The sequence below is a fragment of the Myroides phaeus genome, from assembly GCF_009799805.1.
GTDB lineage: Bacteria > Bacteroidota > Bacteroidia > Flavobacteriales > Flavobacteriaceae > Flavobacterium > Flavobacterium phaeum_A.
In genome coordinates this window covers 1114426-1126724 of sequence record NZ_CP047050.1, presented here as the reverse complement: position 1 = coordinate 1126724, position 12299 = coordinate 1114426, and the positions used below count along the sequence as shown (strand labels likewise).

12 protein-coding genes are annotated in these 12299 nt (G+C 33.9%); 5 read left to right on the top strand and 7 right to left on the bottom strand.

Going from position 1 to position 12299, the window contains the following annotated elements:
* The first annotated feature begins 4 nt into the window (after nucleotides 1-4).
* From bla to GQS07_RS05115, 3 genes are all read left to right on the top strand, one after another.
* Nucleotides 5-742 (top strand): BlaB/IND/MUS family subclass B1 metallo-beta-lactamase, encoded by a 738-nt coding sequence (gene bla, locus GQS07_RS05125; RefSeq protein WP_158209890.1) that lies wholly within the window; start codon nucleotides 5-7, stop codon nucleotides 740-742.
* 98 nt (nucleotides 743-840) lie between these two features.
* Complete coding sequence (locus tag GQS07_RS05120) at nucleotides 841-2385, top strand: glycine--tRNA ligase (protein ID WP_090410166.1); 1545 nt, start codon at nucleotides 841-843, stop codon at nucleotides 2383-2385.
* 148 nt (nucleotides 2386-2533) lie between these two features.
* Nucleotides 2534-3109 carry a YceI family protein gene (locus GQS07_RS05115; protein ID WP_158209889.1) on the top strand — a complete coding sequence of 192 codons (576 nt, stop codon included), beginning with the start codon at nucleotides 2534-2536 and terminating at the stop codon, nucleotides 3107-3109.
* A 56-nt stretch (nucleotides 3110-3165) separates the two neighbouring features.
* Here the strand turns inward: GQS07_RS05115 and GQS07_RS05110 are convergent, their stop codons facing one another.
* The 4 genes from GQS07_RS05110 to GQS07_RS05095 form a co-directional block, all read right to left on the bottom strand.
* Nucleotides 3166-3795 carry an NAD(P)H-binding protein gene (locus GQS07_RS05110; RefSeq protein WP_158209888.1) on the bottom strand — a complete coding sequence of 210 codons (630 nt, stop codon included), beginning with the start codon at nucleotides 3793-3795 and terminating at the stop codon, nucleotides 3166-3168.
* 133 nt (nucleotides 3796-3928) lie between these two features.
* Entirely contained in the window at nucleotides 3929-5329 is a 1401-nt protein-coding gene (aspA, locus tag GQS07_RS05105) for an aspartate ammonia-lyase (protein WP_158209887.1), read from the bottom strand.
* Nucleotides 5330-5399: 70 nt separating this feature from the next.
* Complete coding sequence (locus tag GQS07_RS05100) at nucleotides 5400-5786, bottom strand: YchJ family protein (protein ID WP_158209886.1); 387 nt, start codon at nucleotides 5784-5786, stop codon at nucleotides 5400-5402.
* Nucleotides 5786-5989: a hypothetical protein gene (locus GQS07_RS05095; RefSeq protein WP_158209885.1), complete on the bottom strand. Its 204-nt coding sequence runs from the start codon at nucleotides 5987-5989 to the stop codon at nucleotides 5786-5788. Before GQS07_RS05095 ends, GQS07_RS05100 begins: the two co-directional genes overlap by 1 nt.
* Before the next feature lie 218 nt (nucleotides 5990-6207).
* Between GQS07_RS05095 and GQS07_RS05090 the strand changes: the two genes are divergently transcribed.
* On the top strand, nucleotides 6208-6774 hold the full coding sequence (locus tag GQS07_RS05090; RefSeq protein WP_233269311.1) for a ComF family protein: 567 nt from the start codon (nucleotides 6208-6210) through the stop codon (nucleotides 6772-6774).
* A 67-nt stretch (nucleotides 6775-6841) separates the two neighbouring features.
* Nucleotides 6842-8446, top strand: coding sequence for an Ig-like domain-containing protein (locus tag GQS07_RS05085; protein ID WP_158209884.1), 1605 nt, complete (start codon nucleotides 6842-6844; stop codon nucleotides 8444-8446).
* An 83-nt stretch (nucleotides 8447-8529) separates the two neighbouring features.
* Here the strand turns inward: GQS07_RS05085 and GQS07_RS05080 are convergent, their stop codons facing one another.
* The 3 genes from GQS07_RS05080 to GQS07_RS05070 form a co-directional block, all read right to left on the bottom strand.
* The gene (locus GQS07_RS05080; protein ID WP_158209883.1) at nucleotides 8530-9300 is read right to left on the bottom strand and encodes a nitrilase family protein; all 771 of its coding nucleotides are present in this window, start codon (nucleotides 9298-9300) and stop codon (nucleotides 8530-8532) included.
* A gap of 186 nt (nucleotides 9301-9486) precedes the next feature.
* On the bottom strand, nucleotides 9487-10230 hold the full coding sequence (locus tag GQS07_RS05075) for a succinate dehydrogenase/fumarate reductase iron-sulfur subunit (protein WP_158209882.1): 744 nt from the start codon (nucleotides 10228-10230) through the stop codon (nucleotides 9487-9489).
* 51 nt (nucleotides 10231-10281) lie between these two features.
* Nucleotides 10282-12282 (bottom strand): fumarate reductase/succinate dehydrogenase flavoprotein subunit, encoded by a 2001-nt coding sequence (locus GQS07_RS05070; RefSeq protein WP_158209881.1) that lies wholly within the window; start codon nucleotides 12280-12282, stop codon nucleotides 10282-10284.
* Nucleotides 12283-12299: the final 17 nt, after the last annotated feature.

Sequence of the window (12299 nt, the reverse complement as noted above, 5' to 3'; positions counted from 1 at the left end):
ATTAATGCTTAGAAAATCATTTATCTTAATTGCTACTGTATTCAGTAGCTTTTTTGCTTATAGTCAATCTCAAGACTTAAAAATAAACAGACTAAACGAACAGATGTATGTGTACACTACTTTCCAAGAAATTAATGGTACCTTGTACGCTGCAAATGGAATGTATGTCTTAACTGACGAAGGTGTTATTTTAATTGATACGCCTTGGGATAAAACGCAGTTTACTCCCCTTGTAGAATATGTCAAAGAAAATCACAACAAGGAAATCAATACAGTAATCGTAACGCATTTTCACGAAGATAGAGCTGGTGGTTTAGCATACTTTGAAGCATTAGGAGCAAAAACGTATGCTTATGAACTAACAAATGAAATCTTACAAAGTAAAAACGAACCTATAGCACAGGAAACTTTTGGCAATGAAAAAGATTTCAACATAGCAGGAGAAGAATTTTCTGTTCACTTTTTAGGTGAAGGACACACCAAAGACAATGTCGTTATTTGGTTTCCCAACGAATCTGTTTTATACGGAGGGTGCCTTGTAAAAAGTGCAGAAGCAACAGACCTTGGTTTTATTGGAGATGCAAATACACAAGAATGGCCAGCAACAATTGCAAAAGTGAAAAATAAATTTCCTTTTCCTGACACGATAATTCCGGGACACGACGATTGGAATATGTGGGGACACATTGAAAATACTGAACGCATTTTAAGAGCTTATAACAAGCCAAAAAAGAACAAATAATAACTTTAATGACAAAAGATTAATAAACTTTAGAAGTTTCATTGTAAAATGGCCTTTTTGAGGTTTCTTATCTTAAAGTCTTTTATTACTTTTGCATTATGGCAAAACAAGATGATATTTTTAAGAACGTTATTTCGCACGCTAAAGAGTATGGTTATATCTTTCCATCAAGCGAAATATACGATGGTTTAAGCGCAGTATATGACTACGCTCAAAACGGTGTGGAGTTAAAAAGAAACATTCGCGAGTACTGGTGGAAATCAATGGTACAAATGCACGAAAATATTGTAGGAATAGATGCCTCAATCTTTATGCATCCAACCACTTGGAAAGCCTCTGGTCACGTTGACGCGTTTAACGACCCATTAATTGACAACAAAGACAGTAAAAAAAGATACAGAGCAGACGTCTTAATTGAAGACTACTGTGAAAAACTATATCAAAAAGCTCAGAAAGAAATCGAAAAAGCTAAAAAACGCTTTGGAGAATCTTTTGACGAAGAACAATTTGTAGCAACTAACCCAAGAGTTGTAGAATACTTAGCTAAGAAAAAAGAAATCTTAGAACGTATGGCTCGTGGATTAGACTCAGGAGATTTAGCTGACGTAAAAGCATTAATTGAAGAGTTAGAAATTGCTGACCCAGAAACTGGTTCTAAAAACTGGACTGAGGTACGTCAATTCAACTTGATGTTTGGTACTAAGCTTGGTGCTTCTGCTGACTCTGCTATGGATTTATATTTACGTCCTGAAACAGCTCAAGGTATTTTCGTAAACTTCTTAAACGTTCAAAAAACAGGACGTATGAAGATTCCTTTTGGTATTGCTCAAACAGGAAAAGCATTCCGTAACGAAATCGTTGCAAGACAATTCATCTTCCGTATGCGTGAATTTGAACAAATGGAAATGCAATTCTTCGTGAAACCTGGAGAAGAAATGAAATACTATGAGTACTGGAAAGCTACTCGTCACAAATGGCACTTATCTTTAGGTATGGGAGCTGAAAACTACCGTTTCCACGACCACGAGAAATTAGCTCACTATGCTAATGCTGCTACTGATATCGAGTTTAACTTCCCATTCGGATTTAAAGAATTAGAAGGTATTCACTCTCGTACTGACTTTGACTTGAAAGCACATGAGAAATTCTCAGGTAAAAAACTTCAATTCTTTGACAACGAAACAAACACTTCTTATGTTCCTTACGTAGTAGAAACATCTGTAGGTCTTGACCGTATGTTCTTATCTATTTTCTCTAAATCTCTTCAAGAAGAAACTTTAGAAGATGGAAGTACAAGAACAGTATTGAAATTACCTGCTGTATTAGCTCCTACAAAAGCTACTATCTTACCATTGGTTAAAAAAGATGGTTTACCAGAAATCGCTAAAGAAATCATTGAAGATTTGAAATGGGATTTCAATGTAGCTTATGATGAAAAAGATGCTGTTGGACGTCGTTACCGTCGTGCTGATGCATTAGGTACTCCATTCTGTATTACAGTGGATCACCAAACATTAGAAGATAAAACAGTTACTATTCGCCACAGAGATACGATGAAACAAGACCGTGTAGCAATTGCCGATCTTAAAAACATCATCAACGAAGAGGTGTCTATCAAAAACTGGTTAAAAAAAATGATGTAATCAATATTTATTGATGTATTTATAGAAAAAGCTGTTCAAGTTAATTGAGCAGCTTTTTTTTGTTTATATACGTTCTTAATGTAGGTTAAGTGATTGTACCTATATCTGATAGTACATTTGTAATCAGATAACAAACAAAATATATATCATGAAAAAAATAGCTTTATTATTTGTAGCCACTTTATTTTCTGTAGCTACTTTCGCACAAACAAAATGGAATGTTGATAATATGCACTCTTTTGTTAACTTCTCAGTAAAACACTTAGGAATCTCTTTTGTAGATGGTCGTTTTGACAAATATGAAGGTACTTTCGTTGGTACTCCAGAAGATTTAACGAAAGGAGTATTCAACTTTACAGTAGATATGAACAGTGTAAACACGTCTGTGGAAATGCGTGACAATCACTTAAAAACAAATGATTTCTTCAATGCAGAGAAATTCCCTACGATGACTTTTGAAAGTAAATCAATCAAAAAAACTGGAAAAGATAAATACAAATTAGAAGGTAACTTAACTATTCGTAACATAACTAAACCAGTAACATTCGATTTGACTTACGGAGGGTTATTACAAGATGATGGACAAGGAAACCAAAAGTTAGGGTTCCAAGCTACTACTTCTGTAAATCGCTTTGACTTTGACGTTGCTTACGATCCATCAGGACAAGCGATTGCAAAAGATGTAAAAATCGCTGTAAACTTAGAATTTACTAAAGCAAAATAATCCTTCACACCTTATATTTAGTTTCTTTAAAAGGCTTACTGTTTCAGTAGGCCTTTTTAGATATCAGTATTTTCAATTACAGAAACGCGATAAGTAAGTTGTTTACTCTCTTTTCGCATACATTTAGCAACATCAAATACAGAAACCGGTCTAAAGCTTTTATAAAGTCCCAAACGATTTAAAAAACGTATTAGCTTTATACTAAACTTCTCTCCTTTACGAGTAGAATTCGGTCGTAACAATGTACTCGGACGCACAATAATTGTATTTTCAAAGTGTAGAGAAAGAATCGCGTGTTCTATCATTCCTTTTAACTTTAAATAAAAGATTTTACTTCTTTCAGAAGCCCCTTTAGAAGAAAGGACAACGAATGAACGAATACCTTGCGCTCTGCAATACTGCGCGAATTGAATCACGTAATCGTATTCAATATGCCACTGTTTCTCTCTACTTCCAGCATCTTTTAAGGTTGTTCCTAAACAACTAAAAGCAACATCTCCTTCAATAAGGTGTTTCCACTGCTCTATCTTCTCAAAATCAACAACGTGACAAATTAATTTAGGATGTTGTATATCCCAATCATTTCTAACAAAAATCTCTACAAAACTATAGTCGTCATCAGCTAAAAGCTGTCTAACTAACACTTTACCTGTTGCCCCAGTGGCTCCAATTACAACTGCTTTCATAATTCTTGATTTTCTATACTTACTACAAGAAACTTACCATTTTTATTTAGACAATATATTTTAAAAAAGTTACATATCATATTAAATAAAAAAGCCCCCAAAAAGGAGGCTTAAATATAGTAATACTTTATGTTTATTTTTTATGTGGAGCTAACATATGCTTAGGATCCAAAATTTCATCTAAGCGTTCTTTACTCAATAAATCGTGTTCTAAAATCAATTCATAAACTCCTCTTCCTGTTTCCAAAGCTTCTTTGGCAATTTTTGTACTTGCTTTATAACCAATATAAGGGTTTAATGCTGTAACAATACCAATACTTCCTAATACAAGATCTTTGTTGTGTTCTACGTTAGCTTTGATACCTACTACACATTTCTCAACTAATGTTTCCATTGCGTTTTCTAACCACATCATTGACTCCATCACGGTATGAGCTAATACAGGCTCCATTACATTTAATTGTAACTGTGCTGCTTCAGATGCCATTGTGATTGTCATATCATTACCAATTACTTTAAAACAAACCTGGTTTACAACTTCTGGAATAACCGGATTTACTTTACCTGGCATAATAGACGAACCTGGTTGCATTGGAGGTAACTGTATTTCGTTTAATCCAGTACGTGGTCCTGAAGATAATAAACGTAAATCGTTACATATTTTAGAAAGCTTAATAGCTACTTTTTTCAACACACCTGAATATGCTACAAAACCACTTGTATCAGAAGTTGCCTCTACTAAATTCTCAGCAGATGTAACAGGCTGTTTCATTAAAAGTCCTAAATTCTTAGCACATAGGTCTGCATACCCTGGTACTGCATTTAATCCTGTACCAATAGCTGTAGCTCCCATATTAATCTCTAAAAACGATTGGCTTGCTTGATTCAATGCAGCAACCTCTTTTTTAAGAGTATAAGCAAACCCTCCAAACTCTTGTCCTAATGTCATAGGAACAGCATCTTGAAGTTGAGTTCTTCCCATTTTAATAATGTTTTCAAACTCTTTTGCTTTCGCTTCGAAACCTTGTACTAATTTTTCTAAGCGTTCAACTACTTTTTTATTCATTTCAAATACCGCTACCTTTAAAGAAGTAGGATAAGCGTCATTTGTAGATTGTGATAAATTCACGTGATCGTTAGGTGAACAATTTTGATAATCTCCTTTTTGGAAACCTAACAACTCTAAAGCACGGTTTGCAATTACTTCATTGGCATTCATATTTACCGAAGTACCTGCTCCCCCTTGAATCATATCAACAGGAAACTCTTGGTGTAGTTTACCATCCAGAATCTCTTGACACGCATCTGCTATTACTTTATATATCTTCTCATCAAGTACATCTAATTCGAAGTTTGTTTTTGCTGCTGCCCATTTAACGATAGCTAATCCCTTTACAAACTCAGGATAGTCTGATAACTTACTGGTAGAAATCTTAAAATTATTAATCGCACGTTGTGTTTGTACACCGTAATATGCTTCTAAAGGCACTTGTAATTCTCCTAATAAATCGCTTTCAATTCTGGTAGATTTCATATGCTATAATTTTATATTTTCACTAAGTTACAAAGTAATTTTCATTAAATGTTTCTTTATTTTAGTGGTTTTACTCCTCAAAAGTACCTGATACATAGTACCATTTCTCTCCAAGTTTCTCAAAAAGAGAATTTTCATAATGAATTTGTCTTATTTCACCACTATCTTTAAAGTAAGCTTTAAAAACCACTCGATTTACCTCACTTAATATAATTTCTAATTTTTCCCACGTATTCTCCTTTGACCACTGTAGAATTGCTTTTCTACTGTGAAAATGCCTTGTTTTCGGGTGAGTGGTATCAATAATATATCTTGCATTTGCAACAACATAAGCCGAATAACGTGAACGCATTAATTTTTCAGCTGAATCAGGTATTACTTTATTGTTTAAAAATGGCTCACAGCATAACTCAAAAGTAAGACCACTACCACAATAGCATTTTTCTACTTGTTCCATTAAGCAATTTTCCCTTTTAATTCATTTACAATTTTCTCTAACTTACCCCATTGTACTAAATCTTCATCTGTAGCTGCAAAGTCTAACCCTTCGTTTATCATTTCTAATACAGACTCTGCTAACTCTTTAGCTTCTTCTTTTTTATTTTGAGCAATCAATACCATCAATTGCATAACTTCTTTCTTTACTGCTTCTAAATTCATATCTAATATTTCATTATCCAACAAAGATATTTGATATTGAGTATTATAACAGCTGATTTTTTTCTAATTTTATTAAGCATTACATTTTCAACTCGTTAACTATGCTAAATAATCTCGTAAACCTTCTATTTCCCAAGTGTTGTTTAGCTTGTAAACAGCACTTGCTCAAAAATGAAGAAGTAATTTGTTTTTCCTGCCGAGATAATTTGCCTTTCACAATGGAACATACAAGCGATGAAAACACAACGATGATGAAGTTTTACGGAAGAGTACCCCTCGAATTTGGATCGTGTATGCTTTATTATTCAAAAGGAGGTATTGTTCAGAGATTATTACACAATTTAAAATATAACAATCACTCTGAAATAAGTGATTTCTTAGGAAAACTCTATTGTTATCAACTAACTAACTTGTCTATGTTGTCTACTATAACAGAAATAATCCCTGTTCCTTTACACAAAAAGAAGCTAAAAAAAAGAGGTTATAATCAAGTTACGGGTTTTGCAGAAGCTTTATCTAAACATTTTGATATACCAATAAACGATAAACTGTTAATCAAACAGATTAAAACCACTTCACAAACTAAAAAAAACAGATTTCAACGACTTAAAAATAATACAGAAGAATTTGCTCTGGACATTAAGCAGCAAAACTTTGAAACCAATCACTTCTTGTTAATTGACGACATCTTAACAACAGGAGGTACATTAGAAGCTTGTAGTAAAATTTTACTAAAAATACCCAATTCAAAGATTACTATTCTCTGTTTAGCATCAACCATTTAAAAGTTTTAATATCTGTTATTTTCTAACTAAAAAATATAGTTGTTAATTTGTCCTTTAAATTATAACTATGTCTAAGTTTCGCATATACTTCTTATGTTGTTTTACTATTATTTGTGCAGTTACATTGTCTAACTGTGCGAAAAGAGGGTTTATTTCTGGAGGTGATAAAGACACTATTCCACCTGTAATGGTTGGTAGTACCCCTAAAAACTTTTCAACAAACTTTAATAAGAATGAGATCAAAATTGATTTTGATGAATTTGTAAAGATTAAAAATGCAAATCAAAACGTAATTATCTCTCCTCCATTGGAAAAGATGCCTGATATCCAGCCAATGGGTCTTGCAAAAAAAACCGTTACTATTAAATTTACAGATACATTAGCTCCTAATACAACTTATAGTTTCAACTTTGGAGATGCTATCATAGACAATAATGAGGGGAACGTTTTAAAACAATTTAAATACGTTTTTTCTACAGGAGATTATATCGATTCTTTAAAAGTATCTGGTACTATTAAATCTGCTAACAAATTTAAAGCTGATAACTTCGTTAATGTGATGCTTTATGATGCAAAGTCGTTTAAAGATTCTACCATTTACACACAAAAACCATTGTATGTAACGAATACTTTAGATAGTTTAACTACGTTTACTATTGAAAATATTAAGGAAGGAACTTACTATTTAATTGCTTTAAAGGATAAAAACAACGACTATAAGTTTGACCCAAAACAAGATAAAATTGCTTTTATTAAAGACTCTATTCAAATTCCAACTGACAAGGAGTTTGAATTAACTCTTTTTAAATCAGATGAGAAATTTGAAGCATCAAGACCTTCACAAATTTCTGAAAACAAATGGTACTTACCCTATATTGGTAACCCAGATAATGTATCAATTGAAGTTAAAAAAGGAGAGAAAGTTATTCCAAACGCATATTCTTATTTAAAAGAAAAAGATAGTTTACAAGTTTGGTTCCCTAAAATTGAAGCTGACTCACTTTTAATTACAGCAAAAAAAGACGACTATACAAAGACTTTTACTGTGAAACCAAGAGTAAAAATGAAAGAAGTAGATTCTCTTAAAGTTTCAGGTAAATCAGGTACGTTAGATTTTATTTCTGACTTTACAATTGAGACAACTACTCCTATAAAAGATATCAACTCTGCATTAATCTCTATTTTTAATAAAGATACAGTAGCAGTTCCTTTTTCATTAGAACAATTACCCCTTGAGCAAAAACTTTCTTTGAAATTCGATAGAGAAGAAAACAACGCCTACACTGTAAATCTAATGCCAGGTGCATTAACAGATTTCTTTGGTACTAAAAACGATACGCTTAATTTTAATGTAAAAACATTGGCAATGACTGATTATGGGAATTTAGCCTTAACATTTACTGGAGTAAAACGCTTTCCTATTATTGTAGAGTTACTTGATGAAAGAGAAAAAGTAATTGCAAGTCAATACAGTGAAGATAAGAATACATTTGAATTTACAGCATTGCCTCCTCGTCAATACTACATTCGTGTAACTTATGACGACAATAAAAATGGCAAATGGGATTCCGGTTATTTCTGGGATCGTAAAGAACCTGAAGAAACTGTTTACTTCCCAGAGCAAATAGATGTTCGCGCTAACTGGGATATTAATGAACAAATCGCCTTATAATAAGTCTTTCTAACATAAGATTTATCATCAATAAAAAAGCCTCTTAGTAACTATTTACTAAGAGGCTTTTTAGTATTTTTTTGTTATCTCAACAAGGTAAAATCATCGGCATCTTTTAAAAATCCTAAACGATGACGTAACTTATCTTGTTTTTCTTTATCTAATTCAATGTAAACTACCTGTTCTCCTACTAATGGTTCTACAAGATAATTACCTAAAGTATCTAAAACTTGTGAGTGACCTGAATACACATTGTTATTCTCATCAGAGCCACTTCTATTAACTCCAACTACGTAAGACATATTTTCTATCGCACGCGCTTTAATCAAAGAATCCCACGCGTAGATACGCTGGTCTGGCCAACTTGCAACATAAAGTAACAAATCATATACCTCTCCTACATTTCTACTAAAAGCAGGAAAGCGCAAATCATAACAAACAAGAGGACATATTTTCCACCCTTTATACTCCACAATCAATCTTTCTTGGCCTGCTGTATAAACCTTTTCTTCCCCAGCTAAAGAAAACAAATGGCGCTTATCATAGGTCTTGACTTCCCCTGTAGGAAAGATAAAAAACATACGGTTGTAATACTTCTTGTCTTCCTCAATAACAATACTACCTGTTAAAGCAAAATTACGCGATTTACACAACGATATTAACTCTACAATAAACTTATCTGACATTGCAATAGAAACTCGCTCTGGATGCATTGTAAAGCCTGAGGTGAACATCTCTGGTAATACAACAAGATGTGTACCTTCAGTTATTGCATTTAACTTCTGTATGAATGACTGTTTATTCTCCTCTATATTTTCCCACGCTAATGGCGCTTGTATTAATGCTACTTTCATTGTCATTATCGTTTGATTAATAAATTCAAAAATAAGAAAAGAAAGCTGAAGTAGCTCTTCTTTTCAAAAGCCTATCTGAATAAAAGTTTACAAATATTTTTGTAAAGTTTGATCAATACAGATGACTTATCTCCATAAAAAAAGCCCGTGTAATAAATACACGGGCTTTTCTATAATTGAGTTGAATTACTTCAAACTTGCTTTTAAATACTCTCTGTTCATACGAGCGATATTCTCAAGAGAAATACCTTTTGGACATTCGATTTCACAAGCTCCTGTATTAGTACAGTTACCAAATCCTAAAGCATCCATTTCTTCAACCATGTTCATAACACGGTCAGCTGCTTCAACTTTACCTTGCGGTAATAAAGCGAATTGAGAAACTTTAGCAGAAACGAATAACATCGCTGAAGAGTTTTTACATGTAGCAACACAAGCACCACATCCAATACAAGTAGCAGCGTCAAAAGCACGGTCTGCATCGTGTTTAGGAATAGGAATTGCGTTAGCATCTTGTGTGTTTCCAGATGTATTAACAGAAACGAAACCACCTGCATGTTGAATTTTATCAAAAGCAGTACGGTCTACAACTAAATCCTTGATTACAGGGAAAGCTTTAGCTCTAAAAGGCTCAATGTAGATAGTATCTCCATCTTTAAACTTTCTCATGTGTAACTGACAAGTTGTAATACCTCTATCAGGTCCGTGAGCTTCACCATTAATAAATAATGAACACATACCACAAATACCTTCACGACAGTCGTGGTCAAAAGCTACTGGCTCATCACCTTTCTCGATTAACTCGTTGTTTAAAACATCAAGCATTTCTAAGAAAGACATATCAGGAGAAACGTTGTCGATTTTATAATCAACCATTTTTCCTTGTACTTTAGCGTTGGATTGACGCCATATTTTTAGTGTAAGATTCATTTGTATCGAATTTTTACAATAAGACAAGATTAAAAAATCTTTGTCTCAATATTATTTATAACTACGAGTTACCAATTTAATGTTTTCATAAACCAAGTCTTCTTTGTGAAGCACTGCATCACTTGGGTTCCCTTTGTATTCCCAAGCAGCAACGTATGCGAAGTTTTCGTCATCACGTTTTGCTTCTCCATCAGGAGTTTGGTGCTCTTCACGGAAGTGACCTCCACAAGATTCTTCACGGTGTAAAGCATCTTTCGCAAATAATTCACCTAACTCTAAGAAATCAGCTACTCTTAACGCTTTTTCAAGCTCTTGGTTAAAGCTATCAGCAGTACCAGAAACTTTTACGTCTTTGTAGAAATCTTCTCTTAGCTTAGCAATTTCAGCCATCGCCTCAGTTAATCCTTGAGCATTACGAGCCATACCTACTTTATCCCACATAATTTTACCTAATTTTTTGTGGAAGTAGTCAACTGAATGAGAACCTTTATTTGTTAAAAGGTGATCAATCATACCACGTACGTTTTTCTCAGCTGCCTCGAATTCAGGTAAGTCAGTTGGAATTTCACCAGTACGGATATCGTCTGCTAAGTAGTTACCAATTGTGTAAGGTAAAACGAAATAACCATCAGCTAATCCTTGCATTAAAGCAGAAGCACCTAAACGGTTAGCTCCGTGATCAGAGAAGTTAGCTTCACCTAAAATATAACATCCTTCGATTGTAGACATTAAGTCATAATCTACCCAAAGACCACCCATTGTATAGTGAACTGCAGGATAAATCATCATTGGAGTTGTATATGGATCCTCATCTACGATCTTCTCGTACATTTGGAATAAGTTACCATATTTATTTTCAACAACGTCTTTACCTAATTTGTAAACAAGTTTAGCGTCGTTTTCATCTAAGTGTTTCAATCTTGCTTGCTCTTTTCCGTAACGGTCAATAGCAGAAGCGAAATCTAAATATACAGCTTCACCAGTAGCGTTTACTCCATATCCAGCATCACATCTTTCTTTAGCAGCACGTGAAGCAACGTCACGAGGTACTAAGTTACCAAAAGATGGATATCTTCTTTCTAAGTAGTAATCTCTATCTTCTTCAGCAATTTGAGTTGGCTTTAATTTACCTTCTCTAATAGCTACTGCATCCTCCATTTTCTTAGGAACCCAAATACGTCCGTCATTACGTAATGACTCAGACATCAAAGTTAATTTTGATTGGTGGTCTCCAGTTACAGGGATACAAGTTGGGTGAATTTGTGTAAAACAAGGGTTAGCAAAGTACGCTCCACGTTTATGTGCTTTCCAAGCAGCAGTAACGTTTGAACCCATTGCATTTGTAGATAAGAAGAATACGTTACCATATCCTCCAGTTGCAATTACAACAGCGTGAGCAGAGTGACGCTCAATCTCACCATTAATTAAGTTACGAGCAATAATACCTCTTGCTTTTCCATCTACAAGTACAATGTCTAACATTTCGTGACGGTTGTACATATGGATTTTTCCACGACCGATTTGACGGTTCATTGCAGAATAAGCCCCTAATAATAATTGCTGTCCTGTTTGTCCTTTAGCGTAGAAAGTACGTGATACTTGCACACCACCAAAAGAACGGTTATCTAAAAGACCTCCGTATTCACGAGCAAAAGGTACACCTTGAGCCACACATTGGTCAATAATATTTTCTGAAACTTCAGCTAAACGGTAAACGTTAGCTTCACGTGCACGGTAGTCACCACCTTTTACAGTATCATAGAATAATCTGTAAACAGAGTCACCATCACCTTGGTAGTTTTTAGATGCGTTAATCCCCCCTTGAGCAGCAATAGAGTGTGCACGACGAGGTGAATCTTGGTAACAAAATGCTTTTACATTATAACCTAACTCAGCTAATGTAGCAGCAGCTGATCCTCCAGCTAATCCAGTACCAACAACAATAACATCAATGTTACGTTTGTTTGCAGGGTTAACTAATTTTATATGATTTTTATAATCAGACCATTTTTTATCAAGTGGTCCATTAGGTATCTTAGAATCTAATTTCATAATCAATTTCTTTAGGA